Source organism: Variovorax boronicumulans (assembly GCF_030812215.1).
GTDB classification, from domain to species: Bacteria; Pseudomonadota; Gammaproteobacteria; order Burkholderiales; family Burkholderiaceae_C; genus Variovorax; species Variovorax boronicumulans_C.
Genome location: NZ_JAUSSG010000003.1, coordinates 20400 through 41948, shown reverse-complemented (window position 1 = coordinate 41948; position 21549 = coordinate 20400). Strand labels below are relative to the sequence as shown.

General features: G+C 64.1%; 20 protein-coding genes and 1 tRNA gene. 12 read left to right on the top strand and 9 right to left on the bottom strand.

From position 1 onward, the window contains the following. Positions 1-111 precede the first annotated feature (111 nt). Entirely contained in the window at positions 112-789 is a 678-nt protein-coding gene (locus J2W23_RS09470; protein WP_176659843.1) for an RNA pyrophosphohydrolase, read from the top strand. Continuing rightward, the gene (locus tag J2W23_RS09465) at positions 728-1330 is read left to right on the top strand and encodes a CNP1-like family protein (protein ID WP_176659379.1); all 603 of its coding nucleotides are present in this window, start codon (positions 728-730) and stop codon (positions 1328-1330) included. The genes J2W23_RS09470 and J2W23_RS09465 overlap by 62 nt, the downstream gene beginning before the upstream one ends. A 59-nt stretch (positions 1331-1389) precedes the next feature. Here the strand turns inward: J2W23_RS09465 and proB are convergent, their stop codons facing one another. The 4 genes from proB to rplU form a co-directional block, all read right to left on the bottom strand. Beyond that, positions 1390-2529, bottom strand: a complete 1140-nt coding sequence (proB, locus tag J2W23_RS09460) for a glutamate 5-kinase (RefSeq protein ID WP_176659378.1) — start codon at positions 2527-2529, stop codon at positions 1390-1392. A gap of 84 nt (positions 2530-2613) precedes the next feature. Then, a complete protein-coding gene (gene cgtA / locus J2W23_RS09455) occupies positions 2614-3690 on the bottom strand; it encodes an Obg family GTPase CgtA (RefSeq protein WP_176659377.1) in 1077 nt (358 codons plus the stop codon). Positions 3691-3761: 71 nt separating this feature from the next. Then, positions 3762-4022, bottom strand: a complete 261-nt coding sequence (gene rpmA / locus J2W23_RS09450) for a 50S ribosomal protein L27 (RefSeq protein WP_081267930.1) — start codon at positions 4020-4022, stop codon at positions 3762-3764. A 12-nt stretch (positions 4023-4034) separates the two neighbouring features. Next, positions 4035-4346, bottom strand: coding sequence for a 50S ribosomal protein L21 (gene rplU, locus J2W23_RS09445; protein ID WP_042578903.1), 312 nt, complete (start codon positions 4344-4346; stop codon positions 4035-4037). A 184-nt stretch (positions 4347-4530) separates the two neighbouring features. Here rplU and J2W23_RS09440 point away from each other — a divergent pair, with 184 nt between their 5' ends. From J2W23_RS09440 to J2W23_RS09395, 10 genes are all read left to right on the top strand, one after another. Further along, positions 4531-5523 carry a polyprenyl synthetase family protein gene (locus J2W23_RS09440; protein WP_307648536.1) on the top strand — a complete coding sequence of 331 codons (993 nt, stop codon included), beginning with the start codon at positions 4531-4533 and terminating at the stop codon, positions 5521-5523. Between the two features lie 52 nt (positions 5524-5575). Next, positions 5576-5652 (top strand) — tRNA-Pro (locus J2W23_RS09435). Between the two features lie 112 nt (positions 5653-5764). Further along, positions 5765-7498, top strand: a complete 1734-nt coding sequence (pilB, locus tag J2W23_RS09430) for a type IV-A pilus assembly ATPase PilB (RefSeq protein WP_307648535.1) — start codon at positions 5765-5767, stop codon at positions 7496-7498. Between the two features lie 24 nt (positions 7499-7522). Continuing rightward, positions 7523-8755: a type II secretion system F family protein gene (locus tag J2W23_RS09425; protein WP_307648534.1), complete on the top strand. Its 1233-nt coding sequence runs from the start codon at positions 7523-7525 to the stop codon at positions 8753-8755. Continuing rightward, entirely contained in the window at positions 8755-9720 is a 966-nt protein-coding gene (locus J2W23_RS09420) for a prepilin peptidase (protein WP_307648533.1), read from the top strand. Before J2W23_RS09425 ends, J2W23_RS09420 begins: the two co-directional genes overlap by 1 nt. Before the next feature lie 8 nt (positions 9721-9728). Next, a complete protein-coding gene (gene coaE / locus J2W23_RS09415) occupies positions 9729-10337 on the top strand; it encodes a dephospho-CoA kinase (protein ID WP_176659842.1) in 609 nt (202 codons plus the stop codon). Between the two features lie 73 nt (positions 10338-10410). Beyond that, positions 10411-11904 carry an MBOAT family O-acyltransferase gene (locus J2W23_RS09410; protein WP_176659372.1) on the top strand — a complete coding sequence of 498 codons (1494 nt, stop codon included), beginning with the start codon at positions 10411-10413 and terminating at the stop codon, positions 11902-11904. A 12-nt stretch (positions 11905-11916) separates the two neighbouring features. After that, complete coding sequence (locus J2W23_RS09405; protein ID WP_307648532.1) at positions 11917-12930, top strand: hypothetical protein; 1014 nt, start codon at positions 11917-11919, stop codon at positions 12928-12930. Between the two features lie 36 nt (positions 12931-12966). Further along, complete coding sequence (zapD, locus tag J2W23_RS09400; protein ID WP_307648531.1) at positions 12967-13722, top strand: cell division protein ZapD; 756 nt, start codon at positions 12967-12969, stop codon at positions 13720-13722. Between the two features lie 55 nt (positions 13723-13777). Then, positions 13778-13990 (top strand): DNA gyrase inhibitor YacG, encoded by a 213-nt coding sequence (locus tag J2W23_RS09395; RefSeq protein ID WP_176659369.1) that lies wholly within the window; start codon positions 13778-13780, stop codon positions 13988-13990. Positions 13991-14006: 16 nt separating this feature from the next. Here the strand turns inward: J2W23_RS09395 and J2W23_RS09390 are convergent, their stop codons facing one another. The 5 genes from J2W23_RS09390 to secA form a co-directional block, all read right to left on the bottom strand. Next, positions 14007-15953 (bottom strand): acyltransferase family protein, encoded by a 1947-nt coding sequence (locus J2W23_RS09390; RefSeq protein ID WP_307648530.1) that lies wholly within the window; start codon positions 15951-15953, stop codon positions 14007-14009. A 55-nt stretch (positions 15954-16008) separates the two neighbouring features. Then, positions 16009-16470 (bottom strand): (deoxy)nucleoside triphosphate pyrophosphohydrolase, encoded by a 462-nt coding sequence (locus J2W23_RS09385; RefSeq protein ID WP_176659367.1) that lies wholly within the window; start codon positions 16468-16470, stop codon positions 16009-16011. Continuing rightward, positions 16467-17342 carry an ATP-binding protein gene (locus tag J2W23_RS09380; protein WP_176659366.1) on the bottom strand — a complete coding sequence of 292 codons (876 nt, stop codon included), beginning with the start codon at positions 17340-17342 and terminating at the stop codon, positions 16467-16469. The genes J2W23_RS09385 and J2W23_RS09380 overlap by 4 nt, the downstream gene beginning before the upstream one ends. A gap of 82 nt (positions 17343-17424) precedes the next feature. Next, positions 17425-18654: a bifunctional glutamate N-acetyltransferase/amino-acid acetyltransferase ArgJ gene (gene argJ / locus J2W23_RS09375; RefSeq protein WP_307648529.1), complete on the bottom strand. Its 1230-nt coding sequence runs from the start codon at positions 18652-18654 to the stop codon at positions 17425-17427. Between the two features lie 27 nt (positions 18655-18681). Further along, complete coding sequence (gene secA, locus J2W23_RS09370; RefSeq protein WP_176659364.1) at positions 18682-21468, bottom strand: preprotein translocase subunit SecA; 2787 nt, start codon at positions 21466-21468, stop codon at positions 18682-18684. Positions 21469-21549 lie beyond the last annotated feature (81 nt).

Genomic DNA, 21549 nt, shown 5'->3' with positions numbered 1-21549 from the left:
TTCGGAAGTGGGGAACTGCTCCCCCGGAGAGACCCTGAGAGCCTGCATCGCAGCTTGCCGAGGACAACCCGGCATGCATAATCGACTCAGTTCAAAAATTGGGGTTTGATTATGCTCGACCGGGACGGCTTCAGGCCCAACGTCGGCATCATCCTGCTCAACCAGAGAAACCAGGTTTTCTGGGGCAAACGCATACGCACGCATTCCTGGCAGTTTCCGCAAGGCGGCATAGACCGCGGCGAAAGTCCCGAGCAGGCCATGTTCCGGGAACTGCACGAGGAAGTGGGGCTCCACCCGGAGCATGTGCGCATCGTGGCCCGTACCCGCGACTGGTTGCGCTACGAGGTGCCGGATCGGTTCATCCGCCGTGACGCACGGGGCCACTACAAGGGCCAGAAACAAATCTGGTATTTGCTGCAACTCGTCGGACACGACTGGGATCTCAACCTGCGTGCAACCGACCATCCTGAATTCGACGCATGGCGCTGGCATGACTACTGGGTGCCGCTCGACGTTGTCGTCGAGTTCAAGCGCGGCGTCTACGAGATGGCGCTCACCGAGCTTGCTCGCTACCTGCCACGGCAGGATTTCCGCAACCGCTTCCTGCGCAGCAACGTGCGCGCCCGAGAATTCGAGCGCCATTCGCTGGACTCCGGAGCGCCCGCGGGTCTCGACTTGCCGCCCGGCGGCAGTTTCGATCCGCATCCCGACATTCCTTCTGCGAGCGATGAACCTCCTCTTCCCAACGACACGCACGGCAAAGCGCCCTTCTTTCCGACGCAACGCTGAGCGCATCCTGCTGCTTGCGTGCTTCGGCATCCTTGCTGGCTGTGCCTCTGGCAAGTACGACACCGACAACCCCGACTGGGCGCAAGCGGGTTCAGCGCCTCCGCCAAAGCGGTCCGAAACGGACAAGGAATGGGAAGAGTCCGCGGCCCCACCGCCGCCGGCCTTCAGCGAAAGCCGTCTGCTGCCGATCGAGATGCCCCCCTACATGAGCTTGAAGTTCGCCATCGACCCGGGAACCATCACGATCACGCCTGACGGCATCGTGCGCTACGTGGTGGTGGCCAGCAACCGCAGCGGTGGTGCCGTCAACGCTTTCTACGAAGGCGTGCGTTGCTCGACCGCCGAGATGAAAAGCTACGCGCGCTACAACAGCGGCGCATGGCAGGAAGTGACGAAGCAGGAATGGAAGCGCATCAAGGACCTGAATTCGCGCTATACGATGGCGTTGTCCAGCCAAGGCATCTGCCGCGGCAACGCACCGCGCAGCTCGGTCGGTGAGATGGTGCAGAACATTCGCAATCCGGTTCGCGAAGTGCAGTAAGAGCAAAGCAACGCCGAGATGAACGAACGGGGCCTTGGGCCCCGTTTTTCTTTTGGCGATCAGCTGGGCATCAGCACCATGTTGTCGCGGTGAACCATCTCGGGCTCCGCGACGTAGCCCAGCAGGCGCTCGAATTCGGCAGACGGCTTGCGGCACAGGAGCCGCGCCTCGACGCTCGAATAGTTGGCCAGGCCTCGGGCCAGCTCGACGCCCTCTGCATCGCGCACTGCGATCACGTCGCCGCGCGAGAACTCGCCCGACACGCCCGTCATGCCGATCGGTAGCAGGCTCTTGCCCTCGCCGCGCACCTTGGCCGCAGCTCCTGCGTCGACGACGACGGCGCCGCGCAGTTGCAGGTGGTCCGCCATCCAGCGCTTGCGCGCCTGGTGCTTGGCCGTCTGCGCCACCAGGAGCGTGCCGATGGCCTCGCCGCGCGTCAGGCGCAACAGGGCATCGGCCTCGCGACCCCAGGCGATCACGGTCGACGCACCCGAGCCGGCGGCTCGCTTGGCGGCCAGAATCTTGGTGATCATTCCGCCGCGGCCGATGCTGGAGCCCGCACCGCCGGCCATGGCCTCGAGCGCCGGGTCGCCGGCTGCCGCTTCGTGCACGAACTTCGCGTCCGGATCCTTGCGCGGATCGGCCGTGTAGAGGCCCTTCTGGTCCGTCAGGATGATCAGTGCATCGGCCTCGACCAAGTTGGCCACGAGCGCACCGAGCGTGTCGTTGTCGCCGAACTTGATCTCGTCGTTGACGACGGTGTCGTTCTCGTTGATGACCGGCACCACCCCCAGGCGCAGCAGCGTGACGAGCGTCGAGCGCGCATTGAGGTAGCGCTCGCGGTCGGCCAGGTCGGCGTGGGTCAGCAGGACCTGGGCGCTGCCGATCTCGTTCTCGCGCAGCTTGGTCTCGTACATCTGGGCCAAGCCCATCTGGCCGACTGCCGCAGCGGCCTGGAGCTCGTGGATTTCGTGCGGACGGGTGCGCCAGCCGAGCCGCTTCATGCCTTCGGCAATGGCACCACTGGACACCATCACGACCTCGCGCCCGTCGCGCACCAGCTGCGCGAGCTGCCGGCACCACTCGCCGATGGCCGCCTCGTCAAGACCGCGCCCCTCGTTGGTCACGAGGCTGGAGCCCACCTTGACGACGATACGGCGGGCATCCCGCAAGGCAGTGGATCCGGAATTCGAGGTCATTGAGGCGTGTCGCGGTCGTGAATGCTGCTGATTTTGCTATCTATGGAAGGGCATCGATTTTCGATGCCAGATGCCATACCGCACTCAGGCCGGATCGGGCGGCAGCGGAACAAAGCGGGGATCGACCTCGACCGGCACCTGCTCGGCCACCTGCTGGGCCTTGACCTGCTGGTAGACGGCCTGCACCAGATGCTCGCAGCCCTCGCGCGTGAGCGCCGATATTTCAAACACAGGGCCCTTGAAGCGCAGGCGCTTGACGAAGTCCTTGACCAGTGCTGCGCGCTCGTCGCCGGGCACCATGTCGAGCTTGTTCAGCACCAGCCAGCGCGGCTTGTCATACAGCGCAGCATCGTATTTCTTCAGCTCGCCCACGATGGCCTTGGCCTGGGCGACCGGGTCGACGGCATCGTCGAACGGTGCCATGTCGACCACGTGCAGCAGCAGCCGCGTGCGTTGGAGATGGCGCAGAAAGAGATGACCGAGGCCAGCGCCTTCGGACGCGCCTTCGATCAGGCCGGGCAGGTCGGCCACCACGAAGCTTTGTTCCGGGCCGACGCGCACGACGCCGAGGTTCGGATGCAGGGTGGTGAAGGGATAGTCCGCGATGCGGGGGCGCGCGTTCGAGATGGCACTGATCAGCGTCGACTTGCCCGCGTTCGGCATGCCGAGGAGGCCGACGTCGGCAAGCACCTTCAGCTCGAGCTTCAGGCTTTTCTTTTCACCGGGCCAACCGGGCGTCTTCTGGCGCGGGGCGCGGTTGATCGCGCTCTTGAAGCGCATGTTGCCGAAGCCGCCGTCGCCGCCCTTGGCGATGGTGATGACCTCGCCTTCGGTCAGGAGCTCGTACAGCACTTCGCCCGTCTCGGCGTCGCTGATGATCGTGCCGACCGGCACCTTGAGCGTGATGTCGTCGCCGGCCGCGCCGAACATGTCGGACCCCATGCCGTGCTCGCCGCGCTTGGCTTCGTGCCGTCGCGAATAGCGGAAATCGACCAGGGTGTTGAGGTTCGAGTCGGCCACTGCGAACACGTGGCCGCCGCGGCCGCCGTCGCCGCCGTTGGGGCCGCCGAATTCCTTGTACTTCTCATGACGGAACGACACGCAGCCGTTGCCGCCATCGCCGGCGGCGATGTCGATGAAGGCTTCGTCGACGAACTTCATGGGATGTCCAGTTTACAAATGAAGAAGCCCCGGCAATGCGGGGCCTCGGGTGATCAAAGTGACTGCGAGGCTTACGCCGCGGGGGTCACGTTGACCGTGTGCTTGTTCAGAGCACCCTTCTGACCGAACGACACATGGCCGTCGACCAGGGCAAACAGCGTGTGGTCCTTGCCCACGCCGACGTTCACGCCGGGGTGGAACTGGGTGCCGCGCTGGCGCACGATGATCGAGCCTGCGCTGATCAATTCGCCACCAAAAGCCTTCACGCCGAGCATCTTGGGCTTGGAATCGCGCCCGTTTCGCGTTGAGCCGCCGCCTTTTTTCTGTGCCATGGAATGTGCTCCTTAGCCGGCGATCGCGCCGATTTGCAGTTCGGTGAACTGCTGGCGATGGCCTTGACGTTTCTGATAGTGCTTGCGACGGCGCATCTTGAAGATGCCGACCTTGTCGTGCTTGCCGTGCGACAGTACCGTGACTGTCACCGTTGCGCCGGACACCAGGGGCGTACCAACCTTGATTTCAGCGCCGTTTCCGACGGCCAGAACCTGGTCGATCACGATTTCCTGGCCTACGTCCGCAGCAATCTGTTCTACTTTAATTTTTTCGCCGGAAGCAACGCGATACTGCTTGCCACCGGTTTTTATGACCGCGTACATGTATAACCTCTTAGAAATGAGTCCCCACGGCGAATTCCGCAGAGCCCAAGATTATAGCGCGGTTTGCGCCCGCTAACACCCATCGCCTCCGCGGAACCCAAGCAACCAGACGACCCTCCCTATAATTTGCGCCTTCCGGCCCCTGGGCCGCCCTCATCTTCAGCAGCGCCCCCGCGCCTCCGCTTTGCCAGTCCCCGCCGCCGACACCTCCCCCACCGCCACCGTGCTGGACCTGATTGCCGGCGACATGGTCGAAGTCGACCGCGTGATAGCGCGCCGCCTAAACACGGGCGTGCCTCTTGTCAGCCAAGTCTCTCAATACATCATCTCCGCCGGCGGCAAGCGCCTGCGGCCAGCGCTGCTGCTGCTGATGTCGGGCGCGCTGGGCTATACGGGTGAGCAGCGCTTCAATCTTGCCGCCGTGGTGGAGTTCATTCACACCGCCACTTTGCTGCACGACGATGTGGTCGATGAATCGACGCTGCGACGTGGTCGCGCAACCGCCAACGAATCGTTCGGCAATCCGGCCAGTGTCCTAGTCGGCGACTTTCTGTACTCGCGCGCATTTCAGATGATGTTGGATGCAAACAACATCCGTGTGATGGAAATCCTGGCCGAAGCAACCAACGTGATTGCCGAGGGCGAAGTGCTTCAGTTGATGAACATGCACGACGCATCACTGGACGAAACGGCGTACCTGCGCGTGATCCGCTCGAAGACAGCCAAGCTTTTCGAAGCCAGCACTCGGCTTGCCGCCGTGCTGGCCGGCGTCACGCCGGAAGTCGAGGAAGCCTGCGCCACTTACGGACAGGCACTGGGCACCGCCTTCCAGGTGATCGACGATGTTCTTGATTACGCAGGCGACGCCCAGGAAACCGGAAAGAACGTCGGCGACGACCTCCGCGAAGGCAAGACCACGTTGCCTCTTATCTTTGCCATGCAGCGCGGCACTTCGGCGCAAAGCGGGTTGGTTCGCGCCGCCATCGAGGCTGGCGATACAGCTCAGCTGGGCAAGGTGGTGGAGATTGTTCGCGAAACCGGTGCGCTGGATGCGTCCCGTGCGGCTGCGGCAGCCGAGGCAAAACGCGCAATCGATGCTTTGCGCGACCTCCCCTCCAATTCGCATGCCTCTGGTTTGCTACAATTGGCGGCTCAGTTGCTTGAGCGACGTGCCTGAAACACCTCACAAGAGTTGGCATCTAGGACGACTTCTTTTTCTTGCAACCAATCGGGGTGTAGCTTAGCCTGGTAGAGCGCTACGTTCGGGACGTAGAGGCCGGAGGTTCGAATCCTCTCACCCCGACCAGCCTTTGGCTGGCATAAATAATGGCCATGCCTGTTGCTGTGTAGCGATTTACAGCACAGGAGCGATGAGCGATGATCGTGAAGCACTTTCTCACATCTTTTGCATTCGCTGAATGGCCGCTGCCGAACTTCCAGTTAAAGAACTCTCGCAAATTGCCCTCCCGGGCTTGGCGCGTGCTCTCGTTTCGGCCGGCAAACTGCCCGCGAAGATCGCCGAGGACATTTATCAAAAGTCATTGAGCGGCCGCACGAGCTTCATCGCCGAACTGACCGGCACCGGCGCCGTCTCGGCAGCGGACCTCGCCCACACGCTTTCCACCGCCTTCGGCGCCCCGCTGCTCGATCTCGATGCGATCGATCACCAGCGCCTGCCCAAGGATCTGCTCGACCCGAAGCTGTGCCTCGCATACCGCATCGTCGTCCTCAGCAAGCGCAATAACCGCCTCATTGTTGCAACGGCCGATCCGTCGGACCAGCAGGCGGCCGAGAAGATCAAGTTCGCCTCCCAGATGGGGGTCGACTGGGTCATCGCGGAGTACGACAAGCTCTCGAGAATGATCGAAGCCGCCGCAGCAAGTGCGGCGGAGACCATCAACAGCATCGTCGGCAGCGAATTTGAGTTCGACGACGTCAGTGCGGATACATCAGGCGATGTCAGCGAGCAGGCCGTCGCCGAGGTCGAAGATGCGCCGGTGGTGCGCTTTCTGCATAAAATGCTGCTCGACGCCGTCAGCATGCGGGCCTCGGACATTCACTTCGAGCCCTACGAGCATCACTACCGAGTGCGCTTCCGGGTCGACGGCGAGTTGCGAGAAATCGCGAGTCCGCCCACGGTCATCAAGGACAAGCTGGCATCCCGCATCAAGGTCATCTCCCGGCTCGACATCTCCGAGAAACGCGTGCCGCAGGACGGCCGCATGAAGCTCAAGATCGGGCCGGACCGCGTGATCGACTTTCGTGTGAGCACGCTGCCCACGCTGTTCGGCGAGAAGATCGTGGTTCGTATTCTTGACCCGAGCAGTGCGCGCATGGGCATCGACGCGCTGGGCTACGACGCCATCGAAAAGGAACGCCTCCTTCATGCGATCGGCCGCCCCTACGGCATGGTGCTTGTGACCGGACCCACGGGCTCCGGCAAGACGGTGTCTCTCTACACCTGCCTGAACCTGCTGAATCAGCCGGGCGTCAACATCGCGACAGCGGAAGACCCATCCGAAATCAACCTGCCGGGCGTCAACCAAGTCAACGTCAATGAACGGGCCGGGCTGACCTTCGCCACGGCACTGCGAGCCTTTCTGCGCCAGGATCCCGACATCATCATGGTCGGCGAAATCCGCGACCTGGAAACCGCTGACATCTCGATCAAGGCTGCACAAACCGGGCACTTGGTGCTCTCGACGCTGCACACCAATGACGCGCCGACCACGCTCACACGCATGCGCAACATGGGCATCGCGCCGTTCAACATCGCATCGAGCGTGATTCTCATCACTGCACAGCGACTGGCACGGCGGCTGTGCACCGTGTGCCGTGTGCCGATCGACATTCCGCGTGAAGCGCTGCTTGAGGCTGGCTTCAAGGAATCGGATCTGGACGGCACCTGGAAACCCTATCGCCCGGTCGGCTGCTCTGCGTGCAGCAGCGGCTACAAGGGCCGGGTAGGCATCTATCAGGTGATGCCGATCACCGAGGCCATTCAGGAAATCATCCTGCGCGATGGCAGTGCGCTCGACATCGCGCAGCAATCCGAAGCCGAGGGCGTACGTTCGCTGCGCCAGTCGGGCCTCGAAAAAGTCAGGCAGGGCCTCACCTCACTCGAAGAAGTGGTGGCCTGCACCAATGAATAACAAACACTGAATACCGGAGATCGAATGGCAACAGTGGCATCCCCCCGCTCCTCCCAGGTCACGCACAAGGAATTTGTGTACGAGTGGGAAGGCAAGGACCGCAACGGCAAGCTGGTGCGCGGTGAACTTCGGGCCGCGGGCGAAAATCAGGTGCAGGCTGCGCTGCGACGCCAGGGTGTACTTGCCTCCAAGATCAAAAAGCGCCGCATGCGTTCGGGCAAGGCCATCAAACCAAAGGACATCGCGATCTTCACGCGCCAATTGGCGACGATGATGAAGGCTGGCGTTCCATTGCTTCAATCCTTCGACATCGTTGGACGCGGCAATGCGAATGCCAGCGTTGCGAAGTTGCTCAACGATATCCGCAGCGATGTGGAGACAGGTACATCCCTCTCGGCTGCCTTCCGCAAGTTCCCCAAGTACTTCGACAACCTGTACTGCAATCTGGTGGAAGCAGGCGAGGCGGCCGGCATCCTGGAGGATCTGCTGGATCGTCTTGCCACTTACATGGAGAAGACCGAGGCGATCAAGTCCAAGATCAAGTCGGCATTGATGTATCCGACCTCGGTGGTGGTCGTCGCATTCATCGTGGTCGCGATCATCATGATCTTCGTGATTCCCGCTTTCAAGCAGGTCTTCACGTCGTTCGGCGCTGACCTGCCCGCCCCGACACTGTTCGTGATGGCCATGAGCGAGTTCTTTGTGTCTTACTGGTGGCTGATCTTCGGAGGCATCGGTGGTGGGCTCTACTTTTTCATGCAGGCGTGGAAACGCAACGAGCGCATGCAAAAGTTCATGGACCGTCTGGTTCTGCGCATTCCGATTTTTGGCACGCTGATTGAAAAATCCTGTATCGCACGTTGGACGCGAACGCTTGCCACGATGTTTGCTGCCGGCGTGCCCCTGGTCGAGGCCCTGGATTCGGTGGGAGGCGCTTCGGGCAACTCCGTCTACGGCGATGCCACGGCCAAGATCCAGCAGGAGGTCTCGACCGGCACCAGCCTCACTGCGGCCATGACCAACGTCAATCTTTTCCCCTCGATGGTGATCCAGATGACCGCCATCGGCGAAGAATCCGGCTCCATCGACCACATGTTGGGCAAGGCGGCGGACTTCTACGAATCCGAAGTGGACGACATGGTGGCCGGTCTCTCCAGCCTGATGGAACCCATCATCATCGTGTTCCTCGGCACCATCATCGGCGGCATCGTGGTATCCATGTACCTGCCCATCTTCAAGCTCGGCCAAGTCGTCTGATGCCGGTTTCGCAAGGGTTCGACGCCGTCCTCGCCGGCGTGCTGGGGCTATTGATCGGCAGCTTCCTGAATGTCGTGATCTATCGCACACCGGTCATGATGTACCGCGAGTGGCTGTCCGATGCCGTCGCCAACCTGATGACGTCGAAGGATGTGCCCTCGCTTTGGTCGCTGGTCTTCGGTCCGAAGGCCACACCGCCCGAGGGACTCGAGGCGGCAGCAGACAAGGCCGCCGTTGCCATCGAGAAGCTTCCGCCGTTCGACCTCACCCGCCCCGCCTCGCGCTGCGGCGCCTGCGGCCACAAGATCCGCTGGTACCAGAACATCCCTGTCCTGAGCTACCTGTTCCTGCGCGGCCGCTGCGCGTCGTGCAAGACTTCGATCAGCCCGCGCTATCCGTTGGTCGAACTGGTCACCGGCGCTCTTTTCGCCCTGTGCGGCTGGCGTTTCGGCCTTACGCCGACCGGCGCGCTGTGGGCAGCGTTCGCCGCACTGCTGATCTGCCAGTTCCTGATCGACTTCGACACCCAGTTCCTGCCTGATTCGTTGAACTACACCCTGCTCTGGCTCGGCCTCGTCGGCGCAGCCATGGGCTGGACCGGCGTGGCCTTGAGTTCGGCCGTGTGGGGCGCCGTGTTCGGCTACCTCAGCCTCTGGCTTGTGTACCATGCCTACCGCCTCGTCACGGGCAAGGAGGGCATGGGTTATGGGGACTTCAAACTGCTCGCAGCATTGGGCGTCTGGCTCGGGGCCGACTACCTCATCGCCATCATCCTCGTGTCTTCGCTGGTGGGCGCCGTGATCGGCCTCACCCTGCGTTTCGTCGGCAAGCTGGCGCACAAGGACATCCCGATCGCCTTCGGCCCCTTCCTGGCCGGAGCAGGCCTCGTGTGCCTGGTGATCGGTCCAGAACTCGTGAGGCAATGGGTCCCCTTCGCGTTCCCTCTCGGCGCGCTGATCCATTGACGCCACGCATGGTGCGGCGCATCGGCCTGACGGGCGGCATCGGCAGCGGCAAGAGCACCGTGGCCGGGCTGCTGGTTGCCCAGGGCGCCGTGCTGGTCGACACCGACGCGATCGCTCGCAGCATCGCGCAAGCCGGCGGTATTGCGATGCCGGCGCTCGAGGCCGCATTCGGCCGCAGCGTCATCGCGCCGGACGGCGGCCTCGACCGGGCCGCCATGCGCCAGATCGCGTTCGCCGATGCGGGCGCCAAGCGCCGGCTCGAATCCATCCTGCATCCACTGATCGGCACGGAAACCCAGCGCCAGGCCGCGGCCGCAGGCGAAAACGCCGTGGTGGTGTTCGATGTGCCGCTGCTCGTCGAATCCGGGCGCTGGCGCGCGATCGTGGACCGGGTGCTGGTCGTCGACGCCACCGAAGCCACCCAGCGCAAGCGCGTCGTCGCGCGCTCGGGCTGGACGCCCGACGCGGTCGATGCGGTGATCGCCCAGCAGGCACCGCGCCGGCTGCGCCGGGCTGCCGCGGACGCGGTCGTTTTCAACGAGTCATTGACGCTCGCGGAACTCGAAACAGAAGTGCAGGGTCTCTGGAAGCAGTGGGCTGCGGCCACCACGCGATAATCCGAGACCTGCCGCCGCCGCGGCCGCATAACGATTACGACAAAAAGGCGCTCGCCGCAGTGCCCTCCCCGAGATGCTTTTCAACTCGTATCCCTTCATTTTTGTCTTTTTCCCGCTGGTCCTGATCGGGTTCTTTCTGATCGGCAAGCGCAACGCCCGCGCCGCCGCCGGCTTCCTCGCACTGGCCTCGCTGTTCTTCTACGGCTGGTGGAGCGTGCAGGCCCTGCCGCTGCTGCTGGGCTCGATCTGCGTCAACTACTGGTTCGGCCTGCAGTTGACGCCCGCACCGGGCCGCGACGACCGCAAGCGCAAGACGCTGCTGATCGCGGCACTGGTGGTCAACCTGGGCGTGCTGGCCGTCTTCAAGTACGCCAACTTCTTCCTTGAAAACGTCGACGCCGGACTGGTCGCGGCAGGCCTCACGCCCATCGAACTCGTGCACATCGTGCTGCCGATCGGCATCTCGTTCTACACCTTCACGCAGATCGCCTTCCTGGTCGACTGCTGGCAAGGCAAGGTGCACGAGCGCAGCTTCATCCACTACGTGCTGTTCGTGACCTACTTCCCGCACCTGATCGCGGGCCCCGTGCTGCATCACGCGCAGATGATGCCGCAGTTCGCGAACAGCGCCACCTACCGCGTCGACCCGAACAAGGTGGCCATCGGCATTGCGATCTTCGTCTTCGGCCTTGCCAAGAAACTGCTGATTGCCGACCCGCTGGGCCAGTACGCCGACATGATGTTCAACGGCGTGCACAAGGGCATCGAGCCCACGCTCTACACCGCCTGGTTCGGTGCGCTGGCCTACACGCTGCAGATCTATTTCGATTTCTCGGGCTACTCGGACATGGCGGTGGGCCTCTCGCTGTGCCTGGGCGTTCAGTTGCCGCTCAACTTCCGCTCACCCTACAAGTCGACCAACATCATCGAGTTCTGGCGCCGCTGGCACATCTCGCTGTCGACGTTCCTGCGCGACTACCTCTACGTGCCGCTGGGCGGCAACCGCAAGGGCCCGGCCCGGCGCTACCTGAACCTGTTCCTCACGATGCTGCTGGGCGGCCTCTGGCACGGCGCCGCCTGGACCTTCGTGATCTGGGGCGCCCTGCACGGCATCTTCCTGATGATCAACCACCTCTGGAACGCCAAGGTGCGACGCAATGCGACGCCCGGCCGCATCGCCCGGGTGCTCGGCTGGTTCCTGACCTTCCTGTGCGTGGTGGTCGCCTGGATCGTCTTCCGCGCCGATGGCATGCACACGGCCATGGCCATCTACAAGGGCATGCTCGGCCTGCACGGCGCGCCGCCGTCGGCGTTCAGCGAGCTGGGCCCGGTTCCGTTCCGCAAGCCCGAGTTCTTCCAGACCCTGCTGGTGGGCATCATCATCTGCCTGGCGCTGCCGCCAACGATCACGCTGGAGCGCTGGATTCCGCATCCGAAGGCCGTGGCAGGCCGACCGGTCATGGCGTGGCTCTCCACCGCGGTGCTGGCCATCGGCACCTTCGCGCTCTTCGCGTGGTGCGTCTCGAAGCTGGGCAACTACAGCCCGTTCCTCTACTTCCAATTCTGATTCGACATGACGATGCCCGCGAAAGTCTGGCTGCGGTTCTTCTTCATCGGCTACATCGTGCTGATGGGGCTGTGGATCGTTTCGCTGACCAGCCCCATTCCCTACGGCGACCTCACGCGGATCGGGCGCCTGTCCGAGCGCGAGTTCGGCTGGACCGCGCCCCCGCCGAAGGTCGACCCGGCGCTGCTCAAGGGGACGCCGGTCGATCAAGCCGACATCATGGTGATCGGCGACAGCTTCTCCATGACCTTCCGCTGGCAGTCCAAGCTCGTTGCGGCGGGCTACCGCGTCTCGACCAGTTACTGGGGTCAGTACGAGAACGCGCTGTGCGGCGACTTCGACCAGTGGGTCCAGCGCTCGGGCTTCAAGGGCAAGCTGATCATCATCGAGAGCGTCGAGCGCCTTTTGGGCGACCGCACCAAGGACAGTGCGAAGTGCCAGAAGATGCGCATGCCCTACGACGCCATGCTGCATCCCCTCGTCAAGCCGGACGAGACCGTGCCCGACCCCGCGCCCAACTGGAACGTCCAGTTCATGACCGGCATCACCACGTACTACAACACGTGGAAAGCGAAAAAGTCTGCAACCGACACCTACTTCGACTGGAACACCTGGGTGCGCCCGGTGCCGAATGGCTGCAAGTACTTCTCGCATCACGCGTGCGACAAGATGCCCTTCTTCGCCGAGGATGAGGACAACGGTCCGCTGACCCTCGCGCACCTCGAGTGGATGAAGAACTTCACAGCGGCGCACACAGCCATCCCGATCATGTGGATGGTGATTCCCAACAAGACCACGGTGTACCTGAAGCCCGACTATTCGAAGGATTTCGAAACGGGCTTCCGTGAATCGAAGTTGACGGGACCTGACCTCTTCGCTTTTACACGTGAGAAACACTCTCAGGTTCGCGATTTCTATTTCTCGAACGACACTCACATGTCGATGCACGGACAGCTCCTGCTCGGCGACCGCATGCTGGCCGCCGTGCGCGAGGTGCTTCCGACGCCCCCTTCCAAATCACCCTGAAGTTATGATCCCGCGACAGGAAACCGATAAACACGCGTGATCCTTTACGAGTACCCCTTCAACGAGCGCATCCGCACCTACCTGAGGCTGGAACACCTGTTCCGTCGCCTCGGAGAGTTGGTGCCCTCGGATTCGCCGCTGTCCCATCACTACGCCCTGGTCACGATCTTCGAGATCATGGACGTGGCCGCGCGCGCCGATCTCAAGGCCGATGTGCTTCGGGATCTCGACAAGCACAAGAACGTCTTCAACAGCTACCGGGGCAATCCGGCCATCGCTGAAGCCGTGCTCGACCAGGTCGTCGGCCAGCTCGAAGGCAACTTCGCGGCGCTCAACGGCGTCGCCGGCAAGGCCGGCCAGTCGCTGACCGACAACGAGTGGCTCATGAGCATCCGCAGCCGTGCCGGTATTCCGGGTGGCACCTGCGAATTCGACCTGCCCGCCTACTACGCCTGGCAGCACCGCACGCCGGCCAGCCGCCGCGCGGATCTGGAGCGCTGGTCGAACACGCTCTCGCCGCTGGCCTCCTCCATTTACCTCCTGCTCAAGCTGCTGCGTGACGCCGATGTGCCCTACAAGGTCATCGCCACGAACGGGCAGTTCCAGCAGAACCTGCCGCAGGGCCGCAGCTTCCAGCTGCTGCGCCTGCGCATCGATCCCCGGCTGGGGCTGGTCCCCGAAATCAGCGGCAACCGCCTGATGGTTTCGGTCCGGCTCATGCGGCACGAGGCCGACGACCGCCTGCACCAGAGCACGGAAGACGCGCCTTTTGAACTGACGCTCTGCGCATGAGCCGCCGGGCCGCTCCCAAGGCGAATGCCGCAGCGCGCAGCACAGAGGCCATCGAATGACGGGCAAGGTAAACGACAAAGGCGAGCGGATCGTCCGTTGCCCCAGTTGCGGCGGCGACAGCATCTACGCGCCTTCCAACCCCTATCGGCCCTTCTGCAGCGCGCGCTGCAAGGGCGTCGATCTCGGTGCCTGGGCCAGCGAGGAATTCCGGATGCCGGCCGAGGCGCCGCCCGACGACGATCCATTCGGCGACCCCAAGCTCCAGTAAGTAGAGCGTCGCCGCTCTAGCGGCCGCCGTCCCCGAGAAACACCTTGTCCAAATAACCCGCGTGCTCCCGCACGTAGAAGGGCCGCAGGTGCTCGCGGTCCTTGTAGACCGGCGTGCCGTCCGGCATGGACCGCACGCACTCGCCCGACTTGCAAAGCTGCGCGAGCACGTCGATGGCCTCCGCGCCGCTCGATGCAGCAATGCGCTTCAACCGTTCGTTGAGCTGCGCCTGCTCGGGCGGCAGCGGGCCGGTGGTGGTGCTGGTCAGCGCCGTCATCTGCCCCATGCGGCTGCCCTCGATCAGGCGGCGCGGTTCGAACTCCACGCTGCGCGCGTTGTCCAGCAGCAGATACACCTTCTTCTTGCTCTGGACCAGGGTGGTCAACAACTTCTCGAGCGCATCGAGCGAGCGTCCGAGCCCCGGGCCGCCGTTGTTGATCGGGTAGGCCGCGGTGCCGTCCTGGAAGTAGAAGGCCAACGGGAAATTCCCGGTGAAATAGCAGTTCCAGCAGGCGCCGACGACGACCGTGTCGATCCGCGAGTCGAGTGCCAGTTCGAGCATGCCGGTGCGCGCCTTGTCGCAACCTTCGTTGCCGTCGGACAGCACGCCCGGCACGGGCGGGCAGGCGCCGTAGGTCGCGAAATACGCCGTGGCCATCTGCCCAGGTGCGCTGCGTGCGAGCTCCAGCGCCCGGGGCGCGTACTGCTGCACATGGCTGTCGCCGATCAGCAGCACCTTGCGCGCGCCGTTGCCGGTGCGCTCGACCTTGTGCACTCCCAGCTTCTCCTGCTTGAAGCCGTCGTAGTAGTTGTCGTCCACCGTGGCGTCGGTCACCTTGCGCAGCAGGTCGCTGCCGTTGCGCGGCGGCATGCCGCCCAGCGCCAGCACACCGACCAGTGCGACCGCCACGCCGGAACCAGCCAGCGCGCGCAGCATGCCGACGCCCGTCCGCGCCCGGGTGAAACGCTCGAGAAAACGGTAGGTGGCCCACGCCAGCACGACGCTCGCGACCACCGCGCCCGCGCGCACCCACGCCGAAGGGTGGCCTTCTTCCACGATCCGCGCGTACACCAGCAGCGGCCAGTGCCACAGGTAGAGCGGATAGCTGATGAGGCCGATCCACACCATCACCCGGTTCGAAAGCAGGTACTTGTTGAGCAGCCCGGTCGGACCTGCCGCGATGCAGCTCACAGCCCCCAGCGTCGGCAACAGCGCCCACCAGCCCGGGAAGGCCTTGTCGCTGCGCGTCATCACGAGCCCCAGCACGATCAAGCCTGCGCCGAGCACCGATTGAAAATGGCTGCGCCACGCGCTCGGCGCGACGGGTTTGAGCCGCATGCACGCCAGGATGCCGCCGACCATCAGCTCCCAGAAACGCGAGGCCGGCGAATAGAACGCCGCCTCGCGGAATGGATGCACCGTCGTCACGTTGACCAGGAACGACGCCACCGCGATCACCCACAGCAGCCGCACGATCGGCCAGCGCCGACGCCACGCCACGCCCAGCAGCAGTGGCCAGAAAATGTAGAACTGCTCCTCGATGCCCAGCGACCACAGGTGCAGCAGCGGCTTGGTCTCGGCCGCGGTGTCGAAGTACCCCGACTCACCCCAGAAGATGAAGTTGGCCACGAAAGCCGCGCCGCCCGCGGCCTGCTTGCCGAGTTCGGCAAACTCCCTCGGCAGCAGCGCATACCAGCCGAAGGCCAGCGTGGCGGCGAGCACCAGCATCAGGGCCGGAAAGATGCGCCGGATGCGCCGCGCATAGAAGTCGCGGTAGCTGAAGTCGCTCGCCGCGTGGCTCTGCATGATGATCGTCGTGATCAGGAAGCCCGAGATCACGAAGAAGATGTCGACCCCGATGAAGCCGCCCGGCAGCGCATCGGGAAACGCATGGAATGCCAGCACCGACGCGACGGCGACGGCGCGCAGGCCGTCGATGTCGGGGCGGTACTTGGGATGCATCTTCGGAGTCAGGCCTCAGGCGACTTGCGGCCGATGTGCCGGCCGGTGCCGCGCATCAGGCCAGCGTCGAGACGGCCAGCGCCGCCGAAGCGGGCAGGCCGCGCTCCTGCACCAGCCATTCGAGCACCGGCAATGCGCCCGGCAGCACAGGTGCCACGTCCAGCGGCAGTTGCTGCCACGCCATGGCCTGGCCTTCGCGCATCTCGAACTCGCCGGTCCAGGCCGTCACCTTGCACCAATGCAGGCGCACCAGCGCATGCGGATAGTCGTGCTCCGTGACCTTCCACACCGAGGCACCTTCGATGGTGATGCCGAGCTCTTCCTGCAGTTCGCGCCGCAGGGCCTCTTCGACGGTTTCGCCGGCTTCGATCTTGCCGCCCGGAAACTCCCAGTAGCCCGCGTAGGCCTTGCCTTCGGGCCGGGTCGAGAGCAGCAAGGCGTCATCGGCCAGGCGGATCAGCACGCCGACCGCGACCTCGGTGTGCTTGCGCGCGCCGTTCTTCTCTTCTGCGCTCACGCGGTGCCCCGGCCTGCGTAGTCGCGGGCGAACTGGTAGGCCACGCGGCCACTGCGCGAGCCGCGTTCCAGCGCCCAGACCAGCGCTTCGGGCCGCGCCGCCGCGATGGCGGCCGCATCGACGCCGAACGACGAGAGCCACTGCCCCACGATCGTCAGGTACTCGTTCTGGCTGAAGGGATAGAAGCTCACCCAGAGGCCGAAGCGCTCGGACAGCGAAATCTTTTCCTCGATCACCTCGCCCGGATGCACTTCGCCATCGTCGGTGTGGGTGTACGTGAGGTTTTCCTTCATGTACTCGGGCAAGAGGTGGCGCCGGTTGCTGGTCGCGTAGATCAGCACGTTGGGCGTCGATGCCGCAATCGACCCGTCCAGGATCGACTTGAGCGCCTTGTAGCCCGGCTCGCCCTCGTCGAAGCTCAGGTCGTCGCTGAAGACAATGAACTTCTCGGGACGCTGCGAGACCACCTCGACGATGTCGGGCAGGTCGACCAACTCGGCCTTGTCCACCTCGATCAGGCGCAGCCCCTGGGGCGCATAGGCCTGCAGGCAGGCGCGAATGAGTGACGACTTGCCCGTGCCCCGCGCGCCCGTCAGGAGCACGTTGTTGGCCGGCTTGCCTTCGACGAACTGGCGCGTGTTGCGCTCGATCTTTTCCTTCTGGACGTCGATTTCCTTGAGCGAATCGAGCGCCATCGTGGCCACGTGCTTCACCGGTTCCAGCACGCCATGGCCGGAATTGCGGCGGCGGTAGCGCCAGGCGATGGAGGCATTCCAGTCGGCCGGCGCCGACAGCGGCTGCGGCAGGATCGATTCGATGCGGGTAATGAGCTGCTCGGCGCGCTCGATCAGCTTCTGGAACTGCTCGTTCATCGACGCCCGCCCGGCCGCCCCAAGAGCGTTGAGCGCCCCCTCGGGGGGCAGCGACGACACGAAGTGCGGAGCGTGGGGGACATCATGATCTGTAGTCGGCGTTGATGGTCACGTATTCGTGGCTGAAGTCGCAGGTCCACACTGTTTCGCTGGCGTTGCCGCGGCCGAGGCCGACGCGCACCGTGATCTCGCTCTGCTTCATCACGCGCTGGCCGTCTTCCTCACGGTACGACGGGTTGCGCCCGCCCTTGACGGCCACGTGCACGTCGTCCAGGAACAGATCGATGCCGGTCTGGTCGAGGTCGGCAATGCCTGCATAGCCGACCGCCGCCAGGATGCGGCCCAGGTTCGGGTCGCTGGCGTAGAACGCGGTCTTGACCAACGGCGAATGCGCGATCGCGTACGCGACCTGCTTGCACTCGGCTGCATCGCGCCCGCCTTCGACCTGGATGGTGATGAACTTGGTCGCGCCTTCGCCGTCGCGCACGATGGCTTGCGCCAGGAGGCGCGCCACATCCTGCATGGCCGCCACGAGGGCCTGGCCGTCGGCAGATTCGAGCGAGGTGATGGTTGCGTGCGCCGCCTTCTGCGTGGCGATGACAACGAACGAATCGTTGGTCGATGTGTCGCCGTCGATGGTCACGCGATTGAACGAGCCATCGGCCAGGCGCTTGGCCAGCGGTTGGATCAGCGACGGATCGATCTTCGCGTCGGTCGCCATGAAGCCGAGCATGGTCGCCATGTTCGGACGGATCATGCCGGCGCCCTTGCTGATGCCGGTGATGGTGACGGTGGCGCCGCCGATCTGCACCTTCTGGCTGAACGCCTTGGGGATCGTGTCGGTGGTCATGATGCCTTCGGCGGCACGTGCCCAATGGTTTTCCGAGGCGTCGGCCAGCGCGGCGGGCAGGCCGGCTTCGATGCGGTCCACGGGCAGCGGCTCCATGATCACGCCGGTGGAGAACGGCAGGATCTGCTCGGGCGCGATCTCCAGCTTGCGCGCGAGTGCGATGCAGGTGGAGCGCGTGCGCATCAGACCGTCTTCGCCCGTGCCGGCATTGGCGTTGCCGGTGTTGATCACCATCGCGCGGATGCCGTAGTTGGCGGCCAGGTGGTCGCGGCAGACCTGCACCGGCGCCGCGCAGAAGCGGTTCTGGGTGAACACGCCGCCGACCGCCGAGCCTTCGTCGATCAGCACGACGGTCAGGTCCTTGCGGTTGGCCTTTCGCACGCCCGCTTCGGCCACGCCGATGCGGACGCCGGGCACCGCGAACAAGGCGGCAGGATCAGGGGCGGACAGGTTCACGGGCATGGCGATTTCTCTAGGGGAGTTGCTGGGTCAGCTGAGTTTGCCGTGGCAATGCTTATATTTTTTGCCACTGCCGCACGGACACGGGTCGTTGCGGCCGACGCGGGCAAAGGCGGCGGCTTCGGCGCTCAGGGCGCCGGTGCCGACGGCCGCGAGGCGGCGCTGGCTTTCCTCGTCCACACGCACCTCGACTTCGCCGGTTTCGGTCGGCGCGGAATAGGTGATGTTGGCCACGTTCTCGCCGCGGCTTTCCATGGCTTCCGCGGCTTCCTCGAGTTGCTCGCCCGACTGCACGCGCACCGTCATGAGCTGGCGCGTGACTTCGTTCTTCACCGAGTCGAGCAGTTGGCCGAAGAGCTCGAAGGCCTCGCGCTTGTATTCCTGCTTGGGTTGCTTTTGGGCATAGCCGCGCAGGTGGATGCCCTGGCGCAGGTAGTCGAGCGATGCCAGATGCTCTCGCCAGTGGGTGTCGATGCTCTGCAGCAGCACCATGCGCTCGAACTGGGTGAAGTTTTCCTGGCCGATCAGTGCCACCTTGGCGTCGAAGGCCTCGTTGGCGGCCTTGACCACCTTCTCGAGCACGTCTTCGTCGGAGATCGCGTCGGAGGCCTCGACCTCCTTCTTGATCGGCATGTCCAGGCCCCATTCGGTGAAGAGGCTCTTTTCGAGGCCGTCCAGGTCCCACTGCTCCTCGACCGATTCGGCGGGCACGTACTGGCGCACCACGTCCATGAAGCAGCCTTCGCGCAGCGCGGCGATCTGCGCCGTGAGGTCGGCCGCGTCCAGGATGTCGTTGCGCTGCTGGTAGATCACCTTGCGCTGGTCGTTCGAGACGTCGTCGTACTCGAGCAACTGCTTGCGGATATCGAAGTTGCGCGCCTCGACCTTGCGCTGCGCGCTCTCGATGCTGCGCGTGACGATGCCGGCTTCGATGGCCTCTCCATCGGGCATCTTCAGGCGGTCCATGATCGCCTTCACGCGGTCGCCCGCGAAGATGCGCATCAGCGGATCGTCCAGGCTCAGGTAGAAGCGCGAGGAGCCCGGGTCGCCCTGGCGGCCCGAACGACCGCGCAGCTGGTTGTCGATACGGCGCGATTCGTGGCGTTCGGTCGCGATGATGCGCAGGCCGCCGAGCGACTTCACGAATTCATGGTCCTTGGTCCACTCGGCACGCACGTGCGCGATGTCGGCCTGCTTCGTCGCTTCGTCACGGCCTTCGTCGTTCTCGATGGCCTCGATCATCTTCTCGATGTTGCCGCCCAGCACGATGTCGGTGCCGCGGCCGGCCATGTTGGTCGCGATGGTGATCATCTTCGTGCGGCCGGCCTGCGCCACGATATCGGCTTCGCGCGCATGCTGCTTGGCGTTCAGCACCTGGTGCGGCAGGCCCGCCTGCGTGAGCAGGCCGTCGATGATTTCGGAGTTCTCGATGGACGAGGTGCCCACCAGCACCGGCTGGCCGCGTTCGTAGCACTCGCGGATGTCCTGGATCGCCGCCTCGTACTTCTCGCGCGTCGTCTTGTAGACGCGGTCGAGCTGGTCTTCGCGCTTGCTGATGCGATTGGGCGGAATGATGACCGTCTCGAGGCCGTAGATTTCCTGGAACTCGTAGGCCTCGGTGTCGGCCGTGCCGGTCATGCCGGCCAGCTTGCCGTACAGGCGGAAGTAGTTCTGGAAGGTGATCGAGGCCATCGTCTGGTTCTCGGCCTGGATCTCGACGCCTTCCTTGGCTTCCACGGCCTGGTGCAGGCCATCGCTCCAGCGACGGCCCGTCATGAGGCGGCCGGTGAATTCGTCGACGATGGTCACTTCGCCCTGCTGCACCACGTAGTGCTGGTCGCGGTGGTAGAGGTGACGCGCACGCAGCGCCGCATTCAGGTGATGCATCAGCGTGATGTTGGCCGGGTCGTAGAGCGACGCGCCCTCGGGAATCAGCTTGAGCTCGCCCAGGATGCGCTCGGCGTTCTCATGGCCGTCTTCGGTCAGGAACACCTGGTGCGTCTTCTCGTCGACCGTGAAGTCACCCGGCACCGTGACGCCCTCGCCCGTGCGCGGGTCGGCTTCGCCTTCCTGCTTCTTGAGCAGCGGCACCACTTTGTTGATGGCCAGGTAAAGGTCGGTGTGGTCTTCGGCCTGTCCGCTGATGATCAGCGGGGTGCGGGCCTCGTCGATCAGGATCGAGTCCACCTCGTCGACGATCGCGTAGTTCAGCTCGCGCTGGACCCGGTCGCCCGGCTCGTACACCATGTTGTCGCGCAGGTAGTCGAAGCCGTATTCGTTGTTGGTGCCATACGTGATGTCGCTGCCGTAGGCTTCCTGCTTTTCTTCCCGCGGCATCTGCGGCAGGTTGATGCCCACCGTGAGGCCCAGGAAGTTGTAGAGCCGGCCCATCCACTTGGCGTCGCGGCTGGCGAGGTAGTCGTTCACCGTGACCACATGCACGCCCTTGCCCGACAGCGCATTCAGGTACACCGGCAGCGTGGCGGTCAGCGTCTTGCCCTCGCCGGTGCGCATTTCGGAGATCTTGCCGTTGTGCAGCGCCATGCCGCCGAGCAGCTGGACGTCGAAGTGGCGCATCTTCATGACGCGCTTGGAGCCTTCGCGCACCGTGGCGAAGGCCTCCGGCAGCAGGGCGTCGAGGCTTTCGCCCTTGGCCACGCGGTCCTTGAACTCCTGCGTCTTCGCGCGCAGCGCGTCGTCACTGAGCTTCTCGAACTCGGGTTCGAGCGCATTGATGCGTTCCACCGTCTTGCGATACTGCTTGAGGAGCCGGTCGTTGCGGCTGCCGAAGATCTGGGTCAGGAAGTTGGTTGCCATTGGGTGGAGATGGGCGGGCACCTGACACGACAGGCACTGCGACCGGATTCCCTAAGATATGGTGAAAGCAGTTGGGCGCGC

Bases quoted from the DNA above. Each gene is read 5' to 3' on its own strand.
- J2W23_RS09470 (WP_176659843.1), top strand. From the start codon at position 112: ATGCTCGACCGGGACGGCTTCAGGCCCAACGTCGGCATCATCCTGCTC.
- J2W23_RS09465 (WP_176659379.1), top strand. From the start codon at position 728: ATGAACCTCCTCTTCCCAACGACACGCACGGCAAAGCGCCCTTCTTTC.
- proB (WP_176659378.1), bottom strand. From the start codon at position 2,529: ATGACCTCGAATTCCGGATCCACTGCCTTGCGGGATGCCCGCCGTATC.
- cgtA (WP_176659377.1), bottom strand. From the start codon at position 3,690: ATGAAGTTCGTCGACGAAGCCTTCATCGACATCGCCGCCGGCGATGGC.
- rpmA (WP_081267930.1), bottom strand. From the start codon at position 4,022: ATGGCACAGAAAAAAGGCGGCGGCTCAACGCGAAACGGGCGCGATTCC.
- rplU (WP_042578903.1), bottom strand. From the start codon at position 4,346: ATGTACGCGGTCATAAAAACCGGTGGCAAGCAGTATCGCGTTGCTTCC.
- pilB (WP_307648535.1), top strand. From the start codon at position 5,765: ATGGCCGCTGCCGAACTTCCAGTTAAAGAACTCTCGCAAATTGCCCTC.
- J2W23_RS09425 (WP_307648534.1), top strand. From the start codon at position 7,523: ATGGCAACAGTGGCATCCCCCCGCTCCTCCCAGGTCACGCACAAGGAA.
- J2W23_RS09420 (WP_307648533.1), top strand. From the start codon at position 8,755: ATGCCGGTTTCGCAAGGGTTCGACGCCGTCCTCGCCGGCGTGCTGGGG.
- coaE (WP_176659842.1), top strand. From the start codon at position 9,729: ATGGTGCGGCGCATCGGCCTGACGGGCGGCATCGGCAGCGGCAAGAGC.
- J2W23_RS09410 (WP_176659372.1), top strand. From the start codon at position 10,411: ATGCTTTTCAACTCGTATCCCTTCATTTTTGTCTTTTTCCCGCTGGTC.
- J2W23_RS09405 (WP_307648532.1), top strand. From the start codon at position 11,917: ATGCCCGCGAAAGTCTGGCTGCGGTTCTTCTTCATCGGCTACATCGTG.
- J2W23_RS09395 (WP_176659369.1), top strand. From the start codon at position 13,778: ATGACGGGCAAGGTAAACGACAAAGGCGAGCGGATCGTCCGTTGCCCC.
- J2W23_RS09390 (WP_307648530.1), bottom strand. From the start codon at position 15,953: ATGCATCCCAAGTACCGCCCCGACATCGACGGCCTGCGCGCCGTCGCC.
- J2W23_RS09380 (WP_176659366.1), bottom strand. From the start codon at position 17,342: ATGAACGAGCAGTTCCAGAAGCTGATCGAGCGCGCCGAGCAGCTCATT.
- argJ (WP_307648529.1), bottom strand. From the start codon at position 18,654: ATGCCCGTGAACCTGTCCGCCCCTGATCCTGCCGCCTTGTTCGCGGTG.
- secA (WP_176659364.1), bottom strand. From the start codon at position 21,468: ATGGCAACCAACTTCCTGACCCAGATCTTCGGCAGCCGCAACGACCGG.